We start from the raw sequence: 22,306 nt of genomic DNA, 5'->3' as shown, positions 1-22,306 counted from the left end.
TCCGCGCGGCTAACCCGTGAACCACGCCTCGGCAAGCGCGATCAGCCGCGCGGGCGCTTCGCCGCGGGGAAGGAAACAGGGGCGCCCGCAATCTTCCGCGTCATCGGGAAGACGCCGTGACACCACAACGACATGCAGCCAGCGTTCGTCCGCGACGAAACGGTCTAACGCGCGTTCGGGCAGACGTTCGAGCGTGGCATCGTCAAGCAGCAATATCGGATGATCGCGCATCAGGCGGGAAAGCGCTGCATCGGCAAGGTCGAACACGCTGATCACGTCTCTGCCGATCAACGACAGGCGTGCGGCCAGAATGCTGCGCAACCCGGCTTCGCCGATATTCAGGACGAACAGCCCGCCCTTCGCCATCCAAGGGCTCCCAATGTGTCGAGGAAACAGAATTCGACATCGTTCGGGCAATTGGACTGATGGGTCCATACGGTGTTTCTACCTAAGCAGCCCCTAAATGCCAGCCGCACCCACAGCAGTCTTGCCTAGGCGATGTCGCCGGATCCGGCCAGGAACGGCTGCAACAGCGCCAGCGCCGCCTCCGGCGCCTCTTCGGGAATGAAATGACCACTGTCGACCGGCGCGAACTGCGGTCGGTCGCACCAGCGCTCCCAAATTCGGCGCACATCGAAAAGCCGGCCGACCACGCCATCCGTCCCCCAGGTGACCAGCGTGGGGCAGACTGTTTTCCGCCCCGCCTCACGGTCGAGCGCCTCATGCGCCGTATCGATATGATAGCCGGTGCGAAAACACTCGCACATCGCGCCTATCGCCTCGGCAGTGGTGTTCGCCGCCAGATAGGCGCGCATCGCCAGTTCGTCATAGCCGACAGGCGCATCGGAAAGCCCCTCCAGGATACCGCGCATGAAACCTTCGGGATCGCCGGCGATCAGCCTCTCGGGAACCGGATGGGGCTGCGTGAGAAAGAAGAAGTAGAAATATTCCTGGGCGCTTCGGGCGTCGATCTCCGCATAGAAATCGAGCGAGGGAATGATGTCCATCACCGCCAGCCGCGTGACCGCCTGCGGATGATCGAGCGCCATGCGCTGCGCGACGCGCGCGCCGCGGTCATGGCCGACCAGCGCGAAGCGCGCATGCCCCAGCGCCTGCATCACCGCCAGCTGCTCGTCCGCCATTTCGCGCTTGGTATAGGGATTGCCCGCTGCCGCGCGTCCCGGCTTGTGCGTCTCTCCGCGCCCGCGAATATCGGTGAGGACGACAGTGAAGCGCTCTGCAAGCGTCGGCGCGATACGATGCCAGCACAAATGGGTCTGCGGATCACCGTGCAGCATCAGCAGCGGCGGTCCGTTCCCCTTTGTTAGGGTGCGAACCGGGCCTGTACCGGTATCGACGAAGCGCCGCTCGAAACCCGGCAGCAACCGGGCGTCGGCTTCCTCAAAGATGTTCATCTATCCACCGCTTATAGTCCTCGATCGCCGCCTCGTTCCGCCGGAAATAGGACCAGCGACCGATCTTGTTCACCGACAGGAACCCCGCCCGGCGCAGAAGCTCCAGATGACGACTGACCGTCGGCTGCGCCATTTCGAGCTTTTCCGCGATCAACGTCACGCACACGCCGATTTCCGAGGGCGCACCCGTCGCTTGATGCCCGAAATGACGATCGGATTCGGCCAACCAGCCGAGGATCGCAAGCCGCGCCTCCCCCGCCAGCGCCTTCGATTGTTCGAGCCGATCGACCATGACGGCTCTATACATAGTTATTTAGCTATATGTCAATGTGCTATCGGTCGCAGATATGCAAACGGCCGCGAGATCGCTCGCGGCCGTTGCTTTTCCGGTAGCTGGCTGTTTCCGCCCCGCCTCGGCGGCCCTCAGAAACTTGCTGACACCGCCGCATAGCCATAGGTCGTGTCGCCGTTGCCGGATGCGTTGGGCGCTTCTTCCATGAAACGACCGTTGGCGAACACTGCGCCGCCGACTTCGAGCCGCAGCAGCTTGCGGATCAGCCAGTAGCGCGCACGCGCTTCGATCTGCGTTCCGGCGTAGCTGCCCGAGGCGCCGCTGGCATCGCGAACACCGGTCTTGGAAAAACTGTCGGTGGCACTGTCGAGCCAGGCGCCGCGCACGGTACCGGCAATATCGAGGTCCGCGCTCGGCTGCACGCTGAAGCGCACGCCCGGCGAGATCATGTTGCCCCAGTAGAGCGGGCCGTAGATGCCGGTCGGTCCCAGCGCGCGACGCGCGCCGAAGAGCATGTCGAAACGGCCATAGTGATCGGGGTCGCGGCCGTCGCCGGTCGCATAATCGAGCTCGAGCGAAAGGTTCGGCTTGACCGGACTGTCGAACGTCCAGCCCGCCGAGACATGCGCGAATGCCGCGCCCGCGTCGATATCGGCAAAATCGGTGGGCGCGGCGCTGCCGCGCACCGTGCCGAACTGACCCGCCGCCTCGATTTCGAAATCGAACCGGCCCGGTGCCGGCTTGCGTACTAGGCGGCCGCCGATGGTCGTCAGGTGACGATCCTTCGATTCCACCTTGTCGGTATCGTGTTCGGCGAGGCGATAGACGAAGACTTCGCCGGTGGCGCCTGCGAACAGATCCGACTGCGCGACATGCACGCCGAAGAAGGTTTCGCCTTCCGAAACACGGTCCAGCTCGACCTTATTGTCATGTACTTCGGCGCGGCTTGACGGCAGCGTATCGAACGGATGCGCCCAGAAGCCGGTGACTTCGGTATCGCCGCGCTGCCAGTTCAACTGCGCGCCGGCATAGCTGACGATGTTGTTGGCATAGCCCGGCGTGCCGACCAGACGCCCGGAACCGATCTTCTGCGTGAAACGCCCACCCTTGAGCCGCGCCTCGCCTCCGAGCGGCGAGAAATCGAGTGCGGCCCATGCCTGGAGCGGTTCGAGCGTGTTGATGCTGCTGCCGCGCGCCGCCGAACCGTCCTCGATCGACAGCGCGCGCGAATCGCGCAACTCGCCGCCGAACGCGACCGGGCCGAAATCGACCTCGGCCTCGATCTGCAGCCTGGAGCTGAGGAAGAATTCGCTTTCGGGCGCGCTCGAACGAAACTGTCCTTCAACGGCTTCGGCAAGCACGCGCAGGTCCGCGCTGATTGACACGGTGGGACCGCCATCGCCTGCGGTCTGTGCCTGGGCCGCGGGCACTGCGGCGACGCTCGCGGCAACGGCCATCAGCGACGTCGAGAGCACGGCGCCGTGGCCGGGCATCGGGAAACGCATAGATTCTCTCCTGTTGGACGCTCCCTGCAATTATAGGAATATCATCGACGAAAGGTCGGATCGGTCAGTTGCCGTAGAAATACCCAGGTGCGGCCGGCGACACGCGTATCTGTACCGGAAACGTAACTACGCCGCGTTTTGCAGGCGGTTTTCGTCGCAATGCAGAATATCAATTTATGCCGGCAGCGGCCGGACCGGGAGATGCCGTCCTATAATGGCTTGAAAACCTCATCCCCAATAGCCACTGCAAGCCGGAGCCCCCTATGCTCTCCTTTTTCTCGAACTTGCGTATCTCGGCGAAGCTGCTGCTCAGCATTTCGTTGCTGGCACTGCTGTCCGTGTTCATCGCTTCGCTGGGCGTGATGTCGTTGAATTCGACCACGACCACCGCCCGCAACCTGGCCGACAAGGACGCGGAGGCAATCCGCCTTGCCGGCATCATCAACACTGCGCACAATCGCAATCAGCAGATCTGGCTGCTGTCGGTGATCGAACATGACCGGCCCGATTTCGAAGCGTTCATGGCGCGCATCAAGGAAACCGACGCAACCGTCGACACTGCGATGACGGAGCTTGAACGGATGGCCCCGCAGGAGAGCCAGAAGATCGGCGAACTGCGCTCGGCGCTCGACGAATATCGCCGGGAAACCGCCAAGATTCCGCCGCTCTGGTATGCCGAACGGCTCGGAGATGCCGAAGACGTCTTGCAGCATGATTCGAAGGATGCGTTCGAAGTCGCCGACACCACCGCCTCGGCGATTTCCGAAAGCGTGGCGCAACGCGCCCAGCAGAGTTCAGTGGCGCTGCGCGACCAGGCAAGCAGCACGACCTGGACCCTGATCCTGGTCGCGGGCATCGGCCTGGCGGTCATTTTCGGCCTGATCTTCGTCGTGATCCGCAACCAGATCACCGGCCCGCTCGCCGCGATCACCGAACGGATGGGCAAGCTGGCCCACGGCGACACGTCGATCGAAGTCGCCGGCAATGAGCGCAAGGATGAAATCGGCGACATGGCCCGCGCCGTCGTGGTGTTCCGCGACAATGCCCGCCAGCAGGAAGCCGATGCGATTGCCAAGGCCCGTGCCGACGCCGACCAGAAGATGGTTGTCGATACGCTGGGTGAATCGCTCAATGCGATGTCGCAGGGCGACCTCACCGTGACGATCATGCGCGACTTTCCCGAAGCCTATGCCGAGGTCCGCGCAAACTACAACAAGGCGGTCTCGTCGCTTCGCGAACTGCTCGGCGCCGCGATGGAATCGACCGCGGCGATCCAGACCGGATCTCAGGAGATTGCGGCGGCGTCGGAAGACCTTGCCCGCCGCACCGAAAGCAACGCGGCGAGCCTGGAGGAAACCAGTGCCGCCGTCACGCAGATGGACGATCGCCTCAAGGCGACCGCCGCCGCCGCGCAGCGCACGGTGGAACGCGCCGACGGTGCGATCCGGGTGGTTTCCTCGGGGCGCAACACCGCCGACGAAGCGGTGCAGGCGATGGGGCGCGTGTCCGAAAGCGCCAAGGGCATCGACAGTGTGATCGAAGGGCTCGACAAGATCGCCTTCCAGACGCGCGTGCTTGCGATGAACGCTGCGGTCGAGGCCGGTCGCGCGGGCGAAGCGGGCCGCGGCTTCGCGGTCGTCGCCGATCTCGTCTCGGCGCTGGCGATGCGCGCGGAGGAAGAGAGCAAGCGTGCCCGCGATCAGCTGACCATCACCCAGGACGACATCGTCGCGGCGGTGGACATGGTGCAGAAGGTCGACGGCGCACTCGCCAACATCTCGAGCGATGTCGGCGAAGTCCATGCGCTGCTCAACAACATCGCCACCGACAACCAGGCGCAATCGACCGCAATCACTCAGGTCAGCGCCGCGATCGGCACGATGGACCAGTCGACCCAGCAGAATGCCGCGATGGTCGAGGAAACCTCCGCCGCCGCGCGCAACCTGTGGGGCGAAGTCGCTTCGCTCGCCGAGCGCGCGTCGAAATTCAACATCGGCGAGGAATATGCCGCTACCGCTTCGCTGGTGAAGGCAGGGCAAAAGGCTGCTCCGGCGGCAAGCAAGGCTACGGTCAAGGCGCTCGAAACGCGCGCCATGACCCCGGCCAAGCCCGCCGAGGCAAAGCCCGCCAGCGACTATCAGTCGCCGGTCAAGCCGCTGCCGAGCCCGGCCGCCAACGGCGCCGCAGCGGACGAGGACTGGACGTCCTTCTGATCGCTTGACCATGTCAGGCAAATGAATCGGGCCCGGAAGCACATGCTTCCGGGCCCTTTTCGATTTCGCGGGCAGGAGCGCGATTCGTGCTGTCCGGGTCGAACTGCCTTACCCAGGCTATTCCTCTAACGACGAAATGCTGCATCTGTGCGTCAGCGGCGGATAACTTCCAGCCCTTCGCCCCCGTAACGCCGCCAATCGGCTCTGACCGCCCGCCGGTCTCCACAGGGCGCCGGACACGACAGCACGCCGATATGAGAAATACTCCAGGCCGACCGGTCCGCACACGCGAGTCAGCCCCCGTTTTGCCGCTGGGCGGAATTTCCTCTGTGCCCGGCAGGGAATGAATTGGAGAGGAGGCCGGACTGCTCGCTTGCATGCGGCACAAGGGCCCAATGCCGAAAAAAAGGGGCGCTCCGCGATACCGGAGCGCCCCTTTTTGCGAGCAGTAAGAAAGCGAGGTCAGGCGGCCATTGCCGGCGATCCGCGCAGTCCGTCGAGGATCGTGCGATTGACGTCGATCAGATCGTCGATCTTCTCGCGCCCGGCCATCACGTCGCTGGTGAAGCGATCGACCCAGAGCGAGATGGAAACGATCTGGGCGCGCAATTCGTCGGGCAGCCCGTTGCCGGGCGCGCCGCAATCCGTGGCGAAAGCGGACCACATTTCCCGGTTGCGGTGAAGCGGCGCCATCAGCGCCGGCCCCTTCAGACCGGCATCGCGGGCGATCATCATGTCGCCGATGATTTCGCCGATCAGGCGCTGCTCGGCAGCGCGGGGAGTTTCGGCCCGGCTCCGGGCCGCCTGGTAAGCATTGACGGACATCGAATACTCCTTCGGTGACCGTTCCATTTTAGACGGTTCCGACGCCGGGGCGGAACTCTTCCTATAAGAAATAGGCGTGCATCAGGGCGCGCGCTTTCCGAGAGGAACCATGTCCGACTTCATCCTGCCGCATGCGATGCCGCACGCGCTCGACGGGCGTGACGATATCACGCTGCTTTCACTCGACTGTTTCGATACCTTGCTCTGGCGCGACTGCCATGCGCCGACCGACTTGTTCGAAACCTTTACCGAAACCTCCAAGCTGCAGCGTTGCTGGGCCGAACATCGCGCGCGTGACGCATCGAAGATCCGCCGCGGCCGCAAGGAAGTGGCGATCGAGGAAATCTACGGCGAGTTGCTGCCCAATGCCCGCAAGCGCGAGCGCGCACAGGCGGTGCAGGTGGAACTCGATTCCGAAGCCGCACACTGCTTCGCCTTCCAGCCCACCGTGCGGCTGATGCAGGAGGCCAAGCGCCGCGGCATCAAGACAATCATCGTCAGCGACACCTATCTGAATGCCGGGCAGCTTCGCGGGCTGATCGCCGCTGCCGCGGGCAAGGACGTCGCCGATCTGATCGATCAGGTCTTCTGTTCCTCGGTACTGGGCCTTTCCAAGTCGGAAGGGCTGTTCGGCGAAGTGCTCAAGCGCGTCGATGCGAAGCCCGCGCAGATCCTGCATATCGGCGACAACCCCAGAGCGGACGTAGAAGGCGTCAAACCCTTCGGCATACAGACGCTGCACCTGCGCCAGTTCGGCGATGCGACCGCGCAGCGACTGCGGCTGGAAGCAGCCGCCGGATCCGTCATTCATCCCGAGGTCGCCGGCACCATCGGCACGCCCCAGCCACACCGCGCGACGCTCGCCGCTGTCGAGCCCGGACTGAACGATCCGGCAGAGGCGTTCGGTTTTGCCGCGCTCGGCCCGGTTTTCACCGGATTTTCCCGCTGGCTCGCGGCTGAATCGGCCGCGATCGAGGCGGAGCGCGGCGGCCGCGTCCATTATCTCTTCATGATGCGCGACGGCCATCTGCCGATGCGCCTGCACGAAGCGATCGGTAACCCGGCTCCCGCCCACGCGATCGAGATCAGCCGCTATACCGCGACTGCCGCCAATCTGCGCACGCCCGAAGCCGTCGAGCGGTTCCTGCAGAGCGAAGGCAGCAGCGACATGCCGACGATTTCGAAGCAACTGCTGCTGTCTTCGACAGAGATCGCCACGCTCGCGCGCGAAACATCGGGCATGACATCCGGCACGGCGTTCCTGAAGGCCGTGCGCAGCCCGCGCTGGATGAAGCTGATCAACCGCAAGAGCCGCGCTTTCGCCCAGCGCTTGGTGGAACACGTCCGCGCGGCGGTGCAGCCCGAACGCGGCGACACGCTGATGCTGGTCGACCTTGGCTATAACGGCAGCGCGCAGAACGAAGTCGATACGCTGCTGCGCGATTCACTCGGCGTACATGTCGCCGGCCGGTACCTGCTGCTGCGCGAACAGAACCGAACCGGGCTCGACAAACGCGGCTTCATCGACGCCTGCGATTATGACGGCAACGCGCTCGACGCGATGTGCAGCAATGTCGCCGTGGTTGAACAGTTGGCGACCGCCGCGCAGGGTTCGGTGGTCGATTACGCCGAGGACGGCACGCCGATCCGCCGCGATTCGAGCATCAAGGCTCGTCAGAGCGAGGTGCGCGAACGCGTCCAGGCCGGCTGTCTGCGCTTCGCCGCGGTCGAAGGCGCCGAAATCCTGCGCGCCGATAACGGCGTGACCTCCGAAATGTGGCGCCGGGCATCGACCGCGGCGCTGATGCGGCTGATGTTTCTGCCGATCGCGTCGGAGCTCGAAGTCCTCGGCGCGTTCGAACACGACGTCAATCTGGGCACCGACCAGACCGTGTCGCTGTTCGATCGCGATATCGCCGTTCGCGGCCTGCGCCAGCGCGGCCTGTTCTACATGAAGGGCGCCTCGCGCATGTATCTGCCGGCCGAGCTTCAGGGCGAAGGCCTGTCGATGAAGCTTGCGCTGATGACGCATCGCCGGTTCGGCCTGCCGCTCAAGAACGCCGATTTCATCGATCGCAGCATCGCCTTGCCCGTCATCGTTTCGGACGGCCAGCAGGCGACCACCGGCAAGGTGACCGCGACCGCCACGCATGACGGCTATTTCGTCGCGCCGATCCCTGTCGGCGATTCCCGCTACACGATCGGCATCCAGTTCGGTCAGCTGTTCGAATATGTCCAGCTCGACAGCGCGGTGTTCCTGCCCGTCGACCGTTTCATGAGCGACAAACAGCGCCCCGGCCTCGACGAGATCGAGGCCTTTCCGGCGCTGCACGGCATGGAACAGGTCGCGCCGCACCTGTTCCGCTGCGACGACGGTTTTTCCTTCATGACCGTGCCGCCGCCCGAGCTTCGGGACGGTCGCGCGATGATGCTCGCCGTCGTTTTCCGTCCGATCGCCGAACGTCAGGGTGCTGCGGCTTCCGCCCCGCAGCCCGGCAGCGATGCCAAGCCCCAGTCCACGCTTACCGGAGTTGCCGCATGAGCAATCTTCTCATTCACTCGATGTCCGAATTTTCGGATCTGATCCTTGGCAGCATGCACGCCGCCGGCACGCGTTCGATCGTCGAAGTGGGCGCCGAATTCGGCGGCATGTCGCATCAGCTCGCCGCTTATGCCGAAGCTACCGGCGGATCGCTGACCAGCATCGATCCCGCGCCCAAGGCCGGCTTCGCCGAATGGGCGGCGGGCAACGTGCATGTCACGCATGTCGCGGACACCAGCCACCGTGCAATGCCGGGCATGACCGACGTCGATGCCTGGGTGATCGACGGCGACCATAACTACTATACCGTGCTGGGCGAGCTGCGCATCGCGGACGAGCTTTCCCGGCGCGACGGCAAGCCGCTGCTCGCCTTCCTTCACGATGTGAGCTGGCCGTGCGCGCGGCGCGACATGTATTATGCCCCCGAAACGCTGCCGCCCGAATGGGTGCATCCGCACAGTTGGGACGGCGGCGTGAAGCTGGAAGACGGCGGCATCCATGCCGGACGCGGCATGCGCGGCATGGGCCAGTTCGCCTGGGCCGAAAAGGCCGGCGGGCCGCGCAACGGGGTGCTTACAGCCGTCGAGGATTTCCTCGAAGAGGTCCGCTCGGACGCGCGCCCGCTCGCATGGGTTCACGTCCCGGCGGTGCTGGGCCTGGGCGTCATTTTCGATGCATCGGCGCCCTGGGCGGCCGATGTCGCCGCATTGCTCCACCCCTGGCACGACAACCAGCTTGTTGCGACGCTCGAGCTCAACCGGCTGCGCAACTATCTGACCGTGATCGAATGGCAGGACCGCGAAGCCTCGCGGATCGGCGGACGCGCCGCGGCCTGAGGCGAGCCGGCGGCGGAACGCGCTTTTGTCGCGCGGCCGCACCTCCCGCGGACAAACCATCCTATAATTCAAACGTAATCCAGGGAAGCAAAGCACCAGTATCATGCTGAACGCGGTAGGTTTCATAATCATCTTGGGCTGCGTCTTCGGCAGCTTCATGATGGCGGGCGGGAAGATGGACATCATCACCCATGCCCTGCCGCATGAGCTGATGGCGATCGGCGGCGCCGCTATCGGTGCCTTCATCGTCGGCAATTCGATGGCGACGGTGAAGAAAGCCGCCGGCGGGCTGGTTCGTGCGTTCAAGGGATCGCGCTGGAAGAAGACCGACTATGCCGATCTGCTGACGTTGCTGTTCCAGCTCTTGTCGACCTTCAAGAAGGGCGGCGCGACGGCGATCGAGCCGCATCTCGACAATCCGCACGAAAGCAGCCTGTTTCAGCCCTATCCCCGGATCGTCAAGGATCATCATCTGGTGGAATTCATCGCCGACTATCTGCGAATGATGACCGTCAATTTCGAAGACCCGCATCAGATCGAAGCGGCGATGGAAGCCGATATCGAAAAGCATCACCACGAGGAGCTCGGCCCCCAGCACGCCTTGCAGCTGATGGCCGACGGCCTGCCCGCGATCGGCATCGTCGCCGCGGTTCTGGGCGTTATCAAGACGATGGGCTCGATCGATCAGCCGACCGAAATTCTCGGCGCGATGATTGGCGGCGCGCTCGTCGGTACGTTCCTCGGGGTGCTGCTCAGCTACTGCGTGGTGGGTCCGCTCGCCGCCAAACTCAACGAAACCATCGAAGAAGACAGCAAGCCCTTCTTCATCGTGAAGACCGCGATCGTCGCCTATGCGCAGGAAGTGCCCGTGCAGGTCGCGATCGAGATCGCCCGACGCATGACGCCCAGCGCCTATGCGCCGACTTTCCAGCAACTTGAAACTGCTCTCGACGAGGCGAAAAATGGACTCTCCGCAGCAGCCGCCTGAATTCGTCCCCCAGCTGGTGGACCTTGAGGACATCCTGCCCATCGATTGCGAGGCCGCCCCGGCGGCGGACGCAGCCGAACCGGGCGATGCCGAAAACCCGGCACCGGCCGACGAGGATCGCGCCGTGCGCCTGCCCGCGCATGCCAGCACCGTCGCGGCCGAGGACATCAAGGTACGCATGGTCCTTGCCGCCGATCTGGACGGCGAGGTCATCGTTGACGCCAGCGAAGTGGAAAGCGTCGGCCAGGCCGTGCTGCAACTGCTCGTCGCGGCGCGGCGTGAATCGGAACAGTCGGGCTACGCCCTTTCCATCGAAAACCCCAGCCAAGCATTCGTCGACCGCGTCACGCGCTGCCGCCTGACCGACGCCATCGGCATTCAGACCGGAGAACACCAGTGAGCAAGTTGATCCTTACCGTCGATGACTCGGCGAGCATGCGCATGCTGCTGAAGGCATCGCTGAGCGCGCAAGGCTATCGCATCGAAAGCGCCAATGACGGCCAGCACGGCCTCGAGCGCATGCACGAAGTGAAGCCCGACCTGCTGATCACCGACATCAACATGCCCAAAATGGACGGCTTCGAGCTGATCGAGGCCGTGCGTTCCGAAGGCGGGTTCAAGGGCACGCCGATCCTGGTACTCTCGACCGAGTTTTCGGACGAGAAGAAGGCCCGTGCGCGCAGCGCCGGAGCCACCGGCTGGATCACCAAGCCCTTCGAGGCCGAGAAACTGGGGGCGGCGATCCGCCGTGTGTGCCCGTGAGCGACGAACTCGACGAAATCCAGGCAATCTTCTTCGAAGAATGCACGGAAGGCCTGGCAGCCGCCGAAGAGGGGCTGTCGGCGATGCAGAACGGCGACACGTCCGCCGACACGATCGCCAGCGTCTTTCGCGCGGTGCATTCGATCAAGGGCGGCGCCGGCGCGTTCGGCCATACCGCACTGACGCATTTCGCGCACAGCTTCGAGAATGTTCTGGACGCAGTGCGCGGCGGCAAGATCGAACCGACGCTGCCGCTGGTTCGCGTGATGCTGATCGCATTCGATCTGCTGTCGGACCATGTTTCGGCCGCAACCGGCCAGGCAGGCGTTCCCGAGGATGGCGAGATGATCGCACGGCTCGAGGCGATCCTCGCCAATGGCGGACTCGCCGATGACGGAGAGGATGCCACTCCTGCGGCGCAGGCCCCTGCCCCGGCCGCTCCGGCGACCGAAGCGCCCGCCGGCGAGGAAGATCCGTTCGGTTTCCAGCCGGTGACGGTCGCGATCGAGGAACTCGATGGCGAAAGCGGCGGCCCTGCCGACTGGACCGTCCGTTTCACGCCGGGCGACGCCGATCTGGCCAATGCCGGCGAACCGATGCTCGTGATCCGCGAAGTCGAATCGCTTGGTGGTGAAATCGTCGCGGTCGACGTGGGCGATCTGCCCGCGCTGCGCGATATCGACACCGAAGCGGCATATTTCGGCTGGACGCTGCGCGTTCCCGGCACGGTCGAGGAATCGGCGATCCGCGATTGTTTCGACTTCGTCTCACCCGAGGCCCTCGTCGAGATAACGCGCGAGGAAGCCGGCGCGATTGTCGCCGACGCCGTGCCGGAACCTGCCGTCGAGCAGGAAGCCGCGTTGCCCGACGTGCGTGCGCAGGTCGATCCGTCGGCCGATCTCGATCAGATGCTGTCGATGGTGCAGTCGATCGCCGAAGCGACCACAATCGCGCCTTCGGCGCCGCCTGCCCCGGAGGCGGACAAGGCCAACAAGTTCGCCGACAAGCCGTCGGAAATGGTCTCGCAGACGATCCGCGTCGACCTGGCCAAGCTCGACATGCTGCTCAACCTGGTCGGCGAACTGGTGATCCGCAACTCGATCCTGTCCGATCGCCTCTCCTCGGCCGACGCGCAGCGCGTCGAGCTTCCCGAGCTGGCGCGGCTCACGCGCCAGATCCAGGACAATGTCATGTCGCTGCGCGCCCAGCCGATCCGGCAGGCGTTCAGCCGCGTCCCCCGGATGCTGCGCGACCTGGGTGCGGAAACCGGCAAGACGATCAACCTGGAAACGATCGGCGAGACGACCGAAGTCGACAAGGGCGTGATCGAGAAGATCGGCGACCCGCTGACTCACATGATCCGCAACGCCGCCGACCACGGCATCGAAAGCGCCGAGGAACGCATCGCGGCGGGCAAGTCTCCCGACGGCACAATCCGCCTTTCGGCCGAACAGAAGGGCGCGCGCATTTTCGTGCGGGTCAAGGACGACGGCCGCGGCATCAACCGTGAAAAGGTTCTGGCCAAGGCCGTCGAACGCGGCATCGTGCCCGCCGACGCCCAGCTTTCCAACGAGGAAATCGATCAGCTCATCTGCGCGCCGGGCTTCTCGACTGCAGACACCATCTCGAACATTTCCGGCCGCGGTGTCGGAATGGATGTGGTCCGGTCGAACGTCGAAGCGCTGGGTGGCCGTGTGGAAATCGCATCGGTTCCCGGCGAAGGCACGACCTTCACGATGATCCTGCCGCTGACGCTGGCGATCCTCGACGGCATGATCGTCCGTCTTGCCGGACAGCGTTTCGTGCTGCCGCTCGCGCATGTCATCGAAACGGTCCAGCCGGAAAAGGGCCAGGTGAAGCGCACGACGCCGAACACCGAAGTGATCGAGATGCGCGGCGAATATCTGCCGGTCAAACGCGCGACCGAGATTTTCGGCCTGAACGACGATCGCTCGATCGAGGATTCGCTGGTGGTCATCGTCGAAAGCGAAACCGCCGGCCATGTCGGCCTGATGGTCGATACGATCGACGATCGCCGCGAAGTCGTGATCAAGAGTCTCGACCAGAATCTGCATCCGATCCGCGGTCTGGGCGGCGCCACCATCCTGGGTGACGGCTCGATCGCCCTCATCCTCGACATCGAAGCGCTGGTCGCTTCGCCCACGCAAACCCGTTTCGCACCGAAAGGACTGGCAGCATGAGCAACACCGACACCGTTGCCGACCGTAAGATCGTCACCTTCACCCTGGGCAAGCAGATTTTCGGGATCGACATGACCTCGCTGATCGAAATCCGCGAATGGGAAGATCCCACTCCGCTGCCGTCGGTGCCGCCGTTCATCAAGGGCGTCACCAATCTGCGCGGCAATGTGATCCCCGTCGTCGGCCTGTCCGAACGGCTGGGCTGGGAGCCGAGCGTCATTCACCCGCGCTCGTGCATCCTGGTGGTCAGCATCAGCGGCAAGCAGGCCGGTTTCCTGGTCGATGAAGTGACCGACATCGTCGCGATCGGCAGTCAGGAAGTGCAGCCCGCGCCCGATGTCGAGATCGGCGAGCCGAGCGTCATTCAGGGGCTGGTGCGTATCACCGCGCGCGGTGCCGACGGCACCAAGTCGGAAGAGGGCCAGATGGTCCTGCTGCTCGACCTCGACGCGCTGAGCCTCACCAAGCATCTGGATCTGGCGGCATGACCGCCGCCGGCGCCAGCGCCACGGCGGCGCTCGCCGGCGGCACCACGGCAATGTCGGCGGCGGCCAATGCGGAGCTTACTCCGCGCGACTTCACCGCCATTGCCGCGATCATGCAATCCGACGCACGCATCGCGCTGAGCGAGGCGAAGATGACGCTCGTCCAGTCTCGGCTGGCGCGGCGGTTGCGCGAACATGGTCTGTCCCGGTTCAGCGAATACGTCCAACTGGTCGAACGCGACAAGGAAGAGCGCGGGCGGATGGTGGTGGCACTCACCACCAACCACACGCATTTCTTCCGCGAGCCGCATCATTTCGATCACTTGCGCGAAACATTGATGCCGCTGCTGCGCGAGAAGGTGTCCCAGCGAAAGCCCGTCCGCATCTGGTCGGCGGGCAGTTCGTCGGGCGAGGAAGTCTATACGATCGCGATGTGCCTGCTCGGCGCCGATCGCGCATCGGCTTCGTGGCTGCGCAATGCCGACGTCAAACTGCTGGCGACCGACATTTCGCCGCCGGTGGTCGAGGCCGTGCGCCGCGCCTGGTATCCCGAGAACGCCGTGCAGGCGATCCCGGAGGCCTATCGCAGCGCATGGATGCGGCCGGCCGACGGCGGGTTCGTGATGGCGGACGAAGCGCGGGCAATGGTCACGGCCCGCGTGCTCAACCTGTTCGAATCCTGGCCGCTCAAGGCGCAGTATGACGCGATCTTCTGCCGCAACGTGATGATCTACTTCGCCGACGACGCGAAGGAGGAACTGGAACAGCGTTTCGTCGATCAGCTCGCCCCCGAAGGATTTCTCTATATCGGCCACTCGGAACGGATGATCGGCCCGGCCTCGCTGCGAATGCGCAGCTGCGGCCACACCATTTATCGTAAGGGAGAGTGAGGGTGACACGACCGGTGCGAACCCTGATCGTCGATGACAGCGCATCGATGCGCGCGACGCTCAAGCGTATTCTTTCGGCGGACCCCGAAATCGAAGTGGTCGGCATGGCGCCCGAGCCCTTCTCGGCGCGCGAGATGATCAAGTCGCTCGATCCCGACGTGCTGACGCTGGACGTCGAAATGCCCGGCATGGACGGCCTGTCCTTCCTGGAAAAGATCATGCGGCTGCGACCGATGCCGGTGGTGATGTGCTCGACGCTCACCGCGCGCGGTGCCGCCGTGACGATCGAGGCGCTGCGCCTCGGCGCGGTCGACTATGTAACCAAGCCCAGCGGCACGCCCGAGGATATCGCCCGCGATGCCGAGTTGCTGTGCACGAAAGTGAAATCGGCGGCCCGCGCCGCGGTGCGCGCCGGCCCCAACCCGCTGCCGCGCGCGGTTTCCTCGAAACACGGGATGTCGAACGACGCAGTGATCGGCATCGGGTCGTCGACAGGCGGCGTCGAGGCGCTGTTCTCACTGCTGCCCGCCCTGCCCGAGGATTGTCCCCCGGTGCTGATCGTTCAGCATATGCCCGCGACCTTTACCCGCAGTTTTGCCGAACGGCTCGACAAGGATTGCGCGGTTCACGTCGCGGAAGCGACGGATGGTGCGATCCCGGCGCGTGGAACCGTCTATATTGCTCCTGGGAGCCAACGGCACATGGAATTGGCGAATGGACGGATACGATTGAAGGATGGCGACCCGGTCGGCGGGCATCGCCCCTCGGTCGACATTCTGTTCCGCTCGCTTGTTCCGCTCGGTTCCGCCGCGGTGGGCGTGATCCTGACCGGCATGGGCATGGATGGCGCCCGTGGCCTGATGGAGATGCGCAGCGCGGGTGCGCACACATTCGCGCAATCGCGCGACAGCTGCGTCGTCTGGGGCATGCCGCGTGCGGCGCTCGAGATCGGAGCAGTTGAAAAGGAACTTAGTCTGTCGGCCATGCCCGAGGCAATTCTCGCGGCCTGCCGCACCCATTCGATGACAGGGAACGTCTGATGCCAGCAGCGTCACAAATCAAGGTGATGGTCGTCGACGACCAGACCAGCATGCGGGCGATGATCCGTCGCGCTCTGCAGGATCTGGGGTTCAAGGACGTGCGCGACAAAGCCTCGGCGCCGGAAGCACTTTCGGCGGTGCGCAACGATCGCGTCCATCTGATCATTTCGGACTATAACATGCCGGAAATGGACGGACTGCAGTTCCTGCAGAACGTGCGTGCCGATCCGGTGATCGGCAAGACGGTGTTCATCATGCTCACCGGCTCGTCCGACCGCGAGGTCGTTCAGAAGGCCGCGGCGCTGGGCGTCAACAACTATGTCGTCAAACCCTTCGCTCCGGCCGCGCTCAAGGAAAAGATCGAGCGCGTCTTCGGCGAGCTGACCTGAGGACGCCCGCCGGATGCGCCGTATTCCCATCATTCAGGGCGAGCATGCGGTGGTTTCCGAACCACACGTCATCATCTCGACCCTGCTCGGCAGCTGCGTTGCCGTGTGCCTCTACGACCCGGTCGCGAAGGTCGGCGGGATGAATCACTTCCTGCTCGGCGAACCGGGCGTGGGCCAGGCCGTCTCGCCGGTCGATATGCAACGCTATGGCGTGCACGCGATGGAGTTGCTGATCAACGGCATGATGGGCAAGGGCGCATCGCGCCAGCAGTTGCGCGCGCACATCTATGGCGGCGCGAACATCATTTCGGGTCTCGGCTCCATTGGCTCGTCCAACGCCGCCTTCGCGCGACGCTTCATGGACACCGAAGGAATCGGCATCGGTCATTGCGATGTCGGCGGCACATCCGCCCGCAAGGTGGAATTCCTGCCGCATGACGGCCGCAGCCGCTGCACCAAGGTGGCGCAGGCCGTGCCCGAGGTGGCGCCGCGCCCCGCCCCCAAACCCGCCACGCATGGCGGCGAACTGGAGCTGTTCTGATGTCCTGTCTGCCCGTGCCTTCGCTGCCCCCTTCCGCACAGCCCCTGACCGGCTACGATCCTTACTCGATCGTACTGCACAGCGTGCTGGCCAAGGAGATTCTGGAGATCCGCGAGACGCTGGAGGGGCTGGCCGAAGTGCTGGTGAGCGACGCGCATTTCGCCGCCAACTATCTCGAGCAGCTTCAGTCGTTCGACTATGTCATCCAGCACGCCGAGGAATGTGCCAGTCTGATGAACCGCATCGCCGACGGCGAGGATTCGCGCGAAGCGATCGGCCATGTCCGCCTGGGTGCGGTGCAGGACAGGCTCCGTCGCGCGTTGGGAGGCTGACATGGCCAGGTCCAACGAGCGGCCGATCATCATCAAGAAGGTCAAGAAGGTCGCCGGGGGACATCATGGCGGGGCCTGGAAAGTGGCCTATGCCGATTTCGTGACGGCCATGATGGCCTTCTTCATGCTGCTCTGGCTGATTTCCAGCCCGGATCAGGAGCGGCTGAAGGGGCTGGCCGAATATTTCACGCCGACAGCGCCCAACGCTTCGCCGGCGACGACGCTGACCAGCGATCCCGGTGCAATCCCCGGCCTGGGGGGGCGCAGCCGCGCGGCGCAGGCCGACAGCAAGACCAGCGTCGGTCAGCCAACGATGGAAGCGGGCGTCAACGGCACGGCGCGGGGCGGCACGGCCAATGTTCCCGATGCTTCGCAGCGCGTGCTTGCCACCGAATTGCGTGTCGCGATCGACACGATCCCGCAGGATGCGCAGGGCAAGCAGAACGTCGACATCGAACCGTCGCGCGACGGATTGCGCATTACGCTGATGGACAGCGATCGCCAGTCGATGTTCCGCAGCGGCACTGCTCAGCTCAATCCCTATGCCCGTACCATCCTGGCGCAGGTCGCCGAGAAGCTCGCCCCCTCGGGCGCGCAGATCGCGATCGAAGGCCATACCGACGGCGCCGGCGGCAACAGCGAAGCGAATTGGCGGCTTTCGGGCGAGCGCGCGCTCGCCGCGCGCGGCGCGCTGATCGCGGCCGGCTTGCCAGCGGATCGCCTTTCGGAAATCGTCGCGATGGGCGCCACCAAACCTGTTTACCCGGATCAGCCGGACAGGCCGGAAAACCGCCGTATCACCATCATCGTGATGGGCGAAACCTCCGCGCTGCCGACCGATTCCAGCTTCAAGTTCTGAGGGGCGCCGCATGAAGAAGATTCTGTTCCCCCTGCTGCTGCTGATCCTCGGCATTGCCGTTGGCGGCGGCGCCGGGATCGCCGCGACAAGCGTCTTCGCCCCCCCGCCCGCCCGCGCGGAGGCAGAAGCGGCGCAGGAAGCGGAAGCAGAAGCCGAGCAAGCGCCGACCAGCTTCGTCGCCGCTGAGAGAATTCTCGCTCCGCTGGTGTTCGAGGACGGGCGGCTCGCCGGCTATGTCTCCTTCGATATCGGCCTGGAGGTTCCCGAGGAACAGGTCGAATTCGTCACAGCGCGGCTCGCCCTGCTGCGCCATGCGATCAACATGCGCACCTATCGCACGCCGCTCGCCAGCGGACCCGACGGCATGCTGCCCAGCATCGACGGCTTTCGCGACGTCGTCGAGAAAGCGGCGGTCGAGGCTTTCGGCGACAAGGTGGTTAAGCGCGTGGCAGTGACGAATGCGGCGCCGGCCTGAGCCCGTAGCTTCTATATTGGGAAGATGAGGCCGTCAGCGGGCCGGGATTGGAGTAACCGTGATAGAGATGCTTGCCTTCGACAATGGCGACGCTCTCCACCAGCAGGATGGAAGGTGGCAGCCGCGCAACAGCAAACGCAGCGTCAGCACGCTGCTGACCGCCCGACTGGTATCGGATCGCGTCCCGGATCAACCGTGTCGAATCCGAAACGTATCGACAGGCGGCATGATGATCGAATTCCGGGTTCCGCTTGTCGTGGGCGATACTGTCGCAGTGGAACTGCGCACCGGTGAACGGCTGGACGCGAGCATCGTCTGGACGAACGCGGGCCGCGCGGGGCTGCAGTTCTTCGCTCCCAGGGACATGACGTCGATCCTGACCCCCGCCAACCGCGCCGCGCCCGGCAAGGGCAAGGCGCCGCGCGCACCGCGGTTCGAAACCTGTTCGGCGGTGCGCATCGGCGACGGATGCCGCAGCTATCCCGCAAGGCTGATCGATATCTCGCAAAGCGGCGGCCACATCGCGATCGACGAATCGATCGCTCTGGGCGGCGCGCTGTGGATCTTGATCCCCGATCTGTCGCCGCGCCCCATATCGGTGCGGTGGCGTCGCGGCGGCGAAGCGGGAATCGCGTTCGGCCAGATGATCCCCTATGGCGAGCTGGCCGTATGGCTGGCGGATTCCTCCCGGCGCTTTTCCGCAGCCTGAGGCTCGGCTACCCCCGTTTACCCCGATTTGCGGTTCCTGACGGCGTTCAGAAGCTCTAGCCTTGCTCGCATCATGGCGGGAGGCGCGCTCTGACACTTTATCCCTGGATGCTGGCGCTGGCGACAGCCGCGCCTGTCGGATGGCTTGCGCCGCACGCGGCGCAGGACCCTTCCCCCCTGCCCGCCGCACTGGCAAACCAGCCGGGGATCAGCGTTGCATATTATGACGTGCGTGGCGCGACCGCGCGGGACATTCGCAGCGCGATCAACGCGGTACGACCCACCGAACCGCACCATGCGACCCCGGTCGATGCCTATGCCGATATCCGCTGGTACTGGCGGTGGCCGACATCGTCCGGCGGATGCGACCTGGCATCGGCACAGGTGCGCATGCAGGTGACGGTACTGTTGCCGAGGCTGGAAAACATCGACGCCCTGCCGGTGCCATTGCAGCAACGCTGGCGCGGCTATCTGGAAGCGCTGGGCGAGCATGAGGCGGGGCATATCGCAATCGCGCGGCGCAGCGCTTCCGCGATACGCGACGCGATTGCGGCGAGCGACTGCCGCAATGCCAACAAGGCGGCACGCAGCGCGGCGGCATCGATCCAGCTCGCCCAGATTGCCTATGACCGGGAAACCCGGCACGGAAAGGCGCAGGGCGCGACCTTTCCCTGATCACCGCCCGTGCGCTGCCCTTTGAAGCCGCGGCCTCAGCCGGCGCCGAAACTCTTGATCAGCGATCCCGCGACCAGCGCCCAGCCATCGACCAGCACGAAGAAGATGATCTTCATCGGCAAGGCGATTGTCGGTGGCGGCAGCATCATCATGCCCATAGCCATCAGCACCGCCGAGACGCACAGGTCGATCACCAGGAACGGCAGCAGCAGCAGGAAGCCTATTTCGAAGGCGCGGCGTAGCTCCGAAATCATGAAGGCCGGGGCAAGCGTGGTCAGCGGCACCTCGGCACGTGTTTGATAGGTCTTGCCACCCATTTTAGCGAACAGGTCGAGATCGCTGTCGCGCACCTGGCTGAGCATGAAGACCTTAAAGGGTTCGGCGGTGCGTTTGAACGCTTCGGATTCCGCAATCTTGCCTTCGGTATAGGGCGTGACGCCCTGTTCCCACGCCTTTTCGAAGGTCGGCGCCATGACAAAGAAGGAAAGGAACAGCGCAAGACTGATGATCACCGGATTGGGCGGCACGCCCGGTGCACCCAGCCCCGTGCGCAGCAGCGACAGTGCCACCACCATGCGCGTGAAGCTGGTGACCGTCATCAGCAATCCGGGCGCCAGGCTGAGCACCGTCAGCATCAGGACGAGCTGAATCGCCTTTGCCGACATAGACCCTTCGCCCAGCGTCACGATGGTACGCTGTTCGGTGATCGTCGCCATCGCCTCGCCCGGCAGCATCAGCCCGACGAGCAGTGCCAGCAGCCCCGCGGCCGCCCCGATGCGCGAGCCCTGAATCGCGATCTTCATGATGGGTCAGCCCCCGTGCCGCGCGGACATCCGCTCGCGCCGCTGTTCGACCAGCTGCGCGAAGCTCATCCGCAGGTCCGACAGATTGTCGTTGGTTGCTTCGACCGGAGAAGCGGCATCGACATTGGCGGTCTCCTCCGCCCCGACCCGCGCAATGGCGCTTTCGACGACCAGATGCCCCTCGGGCGCGAGCAGGATGAGGTGTTCGGCGCCGTCGCGACGGATCAGCGCGACCGAGCGTTTGGGATCGAGCGTCAGCCGCTCGACCAGCTCGACTCGCTTGCGCGATCCGGCGGTGATCCTGCCCGGCAGCTTGATATCGTACCGGCGGACAGCCCACAGCGCGCCGGCAAGGCAGCCGAGCAGCAGCCCCAGCGCGCCGATCGTGCGCAGAAGCGACAGCGTGTCCATCAGCCGTTCGCCTTTTTCACGACTTCGCCGACTTCGAGCGACATCTGGTCGCCATCGACCAGAATCTTGCCCTTCGCGACCAGCTGGCCGTTAACATAGACAAGCGACGGATCGTCCTGTCCGCTGTCGAGCGGGATCATGGCGCCGCGGCTCATCTGCAGGATCTGGCGGATGGGCACTTCGGTCGCACCGAGTACGATCGAGGCTTCGACCGTGATGCCGTCTAGGATGGACATGCGCATTTGCTCCTTTGTCCAAAATTATAGGATGTTTTTTCCGCCCATCCCGACCGACTAGGCAAAAAATGCCTATAAGAGAGGAAAGCCGCCCAATTGCGCGGCGCGGGAGAAGTTCATGGATCTCAAGACGTCGCTCGGTATCTCGGCTTCGGGGCTTCGCGCTCAGACGCTGCGGATGCGCGTGATCGCGGAGAATATCGCCAACCAGGATTCGCTGGCGACCACGCCGGGCGGCGATCCCTATCGCCGCCGCGTGGCCAGCTTCCGGGCGGAAGTCGATCGCGCCACCGGCGGAATGGAAGTCCGCGTCGACCGCATCCAGACCGATCGTTCGGATTTTCAGAGCGTCTATGATCCGGGCCACCCGGCAGCGAATGCCGAAGGCTATGTCCTGAAACCCAATGTTAGCGGCCTTGTCGAAATGGCCGACATGAAAGCTGCCCAGCGCAGCTACGAAGCCAATCTGAGTGCGATCGAAGCTGCCCGCAGCATGACGATGCGCACCATCGATCTTCTCAAGTAACAGTTCAAAAAATCAGGGAATTACGAACAATGTCGATCGGAGCATTGGACGCCGCGTCCGCTTATGGACGCGCGCTGGGTGTTGGTGCCGGCAAGACGCCGGGCGGCGCCCCTACCCCCGCCGCGGAAACCGGCAAGAGCGGCAATTTCGGCGCGATGGTCGAAAACATGGTCACCGAAACGGCGGACAGCCTTCGCGCCGCCGAACATGCATCGGCGATGCAAGTCGCCGGCAAGGGCGACCTGATCGACGTCGTGACCGCGATCGGCGCGGCCGAGACCGCGCTCGACACGATGGTCGCGGTGCGCGACCGCGTCGTGAACGCCTATACCGACATCATGCGCATGCAGATCTGAC

At 64.4% G+C, this 22,306-nt stretch carries 27 protein-coding genes; 19 read left to right on the top strand and 8 right to left on the bottom strand.

Annotated features, from left to right (window positions below):
* Positions 1-9: 9 nt before the first annotated feature.
* From G5C33_RS07955 to G5C33_RS07940, 4 genes are all read right to left on the bottom strand, one after another.
* Positions 10-366 (bottom strand): hypothetical protein, encoded by a 357-nt coding sequence (locus G5C33_RS07955; RefSeq protein WP_165326732.1) that lies wholly within the window; start codon positions 364-366, stop codon positions 10-12.
* A 125-nt stretch (positions 367-491) separates the two neighbouring features.
* Complete coding sequence (locus G5C33_RS07950; protein WP_165326731.1) at positions 492-1,415, bottom strand: alpha/beta fold hydrolase; 924 nt, start codon at positions 1,413-1,415, stop codon at positions 492-494.
* Positions 1,402-1,707: an ArsR/SmtB family transcription factor gene (locus G5C33_RS07945; RefSeq protein ID WP_206518654.1), complete on the bottom strand. Its 306-nt coding sequence runs from the start codon at positions 1,705-1,707 to the stop codon at positions 1,402-1,404. The genes G5C33_RS07950 and G5C33_RS07945 overlap by 14 nt, the downstream gene beginning before the upstream one ends.
* 131 nt (positions 1,708-1,838) lie before the next feature.
* Positions 1,839-3,212, bottom strand: coding sequence for an alginate export family protein (locus G5C33_RS07940; RefSeq protein ID WP_165326729.1), 1,374 nt, complete (start codon positions 3,210-3,212; stop codon positions 1,839-1,841).
* 263 nt (positions 3,213-3,475) lie between these two features.
* On the opposite strand from G5C33_RS07940, the gene G5C33_RS07935 reads away from it, so the two are divergent.
* Positions 3,476-5,425: a methyl-accepting chemotaxis protein gene (locus tag G5C33_RS07935; protein ID WP_165326728.1), complete on the top strand. Its 1,950-nt coding sequence runs from the start codon at positions 3,476-3,478 to the stop codon at positions 5,423-5,425.
* A 462-nt stretch (positions 5,426-5,887) separates the two neighbouring features.
* On the opposite strand, the gene flaF is transcribed toward G5C33_RS07935, so the two are convergent.
* Entirely contained in the window at positions 5,888-6,250 is a 363-nt protein-coding gene (gene flaF / locus G5C33_RS07930) for a flagellar biosynthesis regulator FlaF (protein ID WP_165326727.1), read from the bottom strand.
* A gap of 109 nt (positions 6,251-6,359) precedes the next feature.
* Between flaF and G5C33_RS07925 the strand changes: the two genes are divergently transcribed.
* From G5C33_RS07925 to G5C33_RS07850, 16 genes are all read left to right on the top strand, one after another.
* Positions 6,360-8,792, top strand: a complete 2,433-nt coding sequence (locus G5C33_RS07925; protein ID WP_165326726.1) for an HAD family hydrolase — start codon at positions 6,360-6,362, stop codon at positions 8,790-8,792.
* Complete coding sequence (locus G5C33_RS07920; RefSeq protein ID WP_165326725.1) at positions 8,789-9,628, top strand: class I SAM-dependent methyltransferase; 840 nt, start codon at positions 8,789-8,791, stop codon at positions 9,626-9,628. The genes G5C33_RS07925 and G5C33_RS07920 overlap by 4 nt, the downstream gene beginning before the upstream one ends.
* Before the next feature lie 103 nt (positions 9,629-9,731).
* A complete protein-coding gene (motA, locus tag G5C33_RS07915; protein ID WP_165326724.1) occupies positions 9,732-10,616 on the top strand; it encodes a flagellar motor stator protein MotA in 885 nt (294 codons plus the stop codon).
* Positions 10,591-11,016, top strand: a complete 426-nt coding sequence (locus G5C33_RS19485; RefSeq protein ID WP_165326723.1) for an STAS domain-containing protein — start codon at positions 10,591-10,593, stop codon at positions 11,014-11,016. Before motA ends, G5C33_RS19485 begins: the two co-directional genes overlap by 26 nt.
* Positions 11,013-11,378: a response regulator gene (locus G5C33_RS07905; RefSeq protein ID WP_165326722.1), complete on the top strand. Its 366-nt coding sequence runs from the start codon at positions 11,013-11,015 to the stop codon at positions 11,376-11,378. Before G5C33_RS19485 ends, G5C33_RS07905 begins: the two co-directional genes overlap by 4 nt.
* Positions 11,375-13,579 (top strand): chemotaxis protein CheA, encoded by a 2,205-nt coding sequence (locus tag G5C33_RS07900; protein WP_165326721.1) that lies wholly within the window; start codon positions 11,375-11,377, stop codon positions 13,577-13,579. Before G5C33_RS07905 ends, G5C33_RS07900 begins: the two co-directional genes overlap by 4 nt.
* The gene (locus G5C33_RS07895) at positions 13,576-14,067 is read left to right on the top strand and encodes a chemotaxis protein CheW (RefSeq protein ID WP_165326720.1); all 492 of its coding nucleotides are present in this window, start codon (positions 13,576-13,578) and stop codon (positions 14,065-14,067) included. Before G5C33_RS07900 ends, G5C33_RS07895 begins: the two co-directional genes overlap by 4 nt.
* The gene (locus tag G5C33_RS07890; RefSeq protein WP_165326719.1) at positions 14,064-14,954 is read left to right on the top strand and encodes a CheR family methyltransferase; all 891 of its coding nucleotides are present in this window, start codon (positions 14,064-14,066) and stop codon (positions 14,952-14,954) included. Before G5C33_RS07895 ends, G5C33_RS07890 begins: the two co-directional genes overlap by 4 nt.
* A gap of 2 nt (positions 14,955-14,956) precedes the next feature.
* Positions 14,957-15,994, top strand: a complete 1,038-nt coding sequence (locus G5C33_RS07885; RefSeq protein ID WP_165326718.1) for a protein-glutamate methylesterase/protein-glutamine glutaminase — start codon at positions 14,957-14,959, stop codon at positions 15,992-15,994.
* Entirely contained in the window at positions 15,994-16,383 is a 390-nt protein-coding gene (locus G5C33_RS07880) for a response regulator (protein WP_206518653.1), read from the top strand. Before G5C33_RS07885 ends, G5C33_RS07880 begins: the two co-directional genes overlap by 1 nt.
* A gap of 13 nt (positions 16,384-16,396) precedes the next feature.
* Positions 16,397-16,924: a chemotaxis protein CheD gene (locus tag G5C33_RS07875; RefSeq protein ID WP_165326717.1), complete on the top strand. Its 528-nt coding sequence runs from the start codon at positions 16,397-16,399 to the stop codon at positions 16,922-16,924.
* On the top strand, positions 16,924-17,256 hold the full coding sequence (locus G5C33_RS07870) for a hypothetical protein (RefSeq protein WP_165326716.1): 333 nt from the start codon (positions 16,924-16,926) through the stop codon (positions 17,254-17,256). The genes G5C33_RS07875 and G5C33_RS07870 overlap by 1 nt, the downstream gene beginning before the upstream one ends.
* Position 17,257: 1 nt before the next feature.
* A complete protein-coding gene (locus tag G5C33_RS07865) occupies positions 17,258-18,115 on the top strand; it encodes a flagellar motor protein MotB (RefSeq protein WP_165326715.1) in 858 nt (285 codons plus the stop codon).
* 10 nt (positions 18,116-18,125) lie between these two features.
* Positions 18,126-18,590 (top strand): hypothetical protein, encoded by a 465-nt coding sequence (locus tag G5C33_RS07860; RefSeq protein ID WP_165326714.1) that lies wholly within the window; start codon positions 18,126-18,128, stop codon positions 18,588-18,590.
* A gap of 67 nt (positions 18,591-18,657) precedes the next feature.
* Positions 18,658-19,299, top strand: a complete 642-nt coding sequence (locus tag G5C33_RS07855; RefSeq protein WP_228275282.1) for a PilZ domain-containing protein — start codon at positions 18,658-18,660, stop codon at positions 19,297-19,299.
* Positions 19,300-19,406: 107 nt separating this feature from the next.
* Positions 19,407-19,973 (top strand): DUF922 domain-containing protein, encoded by a 567-nt coding sequence (locus G5C33_RS07850; RefSeq protein WP_165326712.1) that lies wholly within the window; start codon positions 19,407-19,409, stop codon positions 19,971-19,973.
* A 35-nt stretch (positions 19,974-20,008) separates the two neighbouring features.
* Here G5C33_RS07850 and fliP read toward each other — a convergent pair whose 3' ends face one another.
* From fliP to G5C33_RS07835, 3 genes are all read right to left on the bottom strand, one after another.
* Positions 20,009-20,689, bottom strand: coding sequence for a flagellar type III secretion system pore protein FliP (gene fliP / locus G5C33_RS07845; protein WP_228275281.1), 681 nt, complete (start codon positions 20,687-20,689; stop codon positions 20,009-20,011).
* Positions 20,690-20,782: 93 nt separating this feature from the next.
* Positions 20,783-21,187, bottom strand: coding sequence for a flagellar biosynthetic protein FliO (locus G5C33_RS07840; RefSeq protein WP_165326710.1), 405 nt, complete (start codon positions 21,185-21,187; stop codon positions 20,783-20,785).
* A complete protein-coding gene (locus G5C33_RS07835) occupies positions 21,187-21,423 on the bottom strand; it encodes a FliM/FliN family flagellar motor switch protein (protein WP_165326709.1) in 237 nt (78 codons plus the stop codon). Before G5C33_RS07835 ends, G5C33_RS07840 begins: the two co-directional genes overlap by 1 nt.
* 118 nt (positions 21,424-21,541) lie before the next feature.
* Between G5C33_RS07835 and flgC the strand changes: the two genes are divergently transcribed.
* Positions 21,542-21,949 carry a flagellar basal body rod protein FlgC gene (gene flgC, locus G5C33_RS07830; protein WP_165326708.1) on the top strand — a complete coding sequence of 136 codons (408 nt, stop codon included), beginning with the start codon at positions 21,542-21,544 and terminating at the stop codon, positions 21,947-21,949.
* Between the two features lie 29 nt (positions 21,950-21,978).
* A complete protein-coding gene (fliE, locus tag G5C33_RS07825; RefSeq protein WP_165326707.1) occupies positions 21,979-22,305 on the top strand; it encodes a flagellar hook-basal body complex protein FliE in 327 nt (108 codons plus the stop codon).
* Position 22,306: the final 1 nt, after the last annotated feature.

Origin of the sequence: Sphingosinithalassobacter tenebrarum (genome assembly GCF_011057975.1) — a bacterium.
GTDB lineage: Bacteria > Pseudomonadota > Alphaproteobacteria > Sphingomonadales > Sphingomonadaceae > Sphingomonas > Sphingomonas tenebrarum.
Note: the sequence above shows the minus strand (reverse complement) of the source record. Positions and strands in the feature narration are given on the sequence as shown.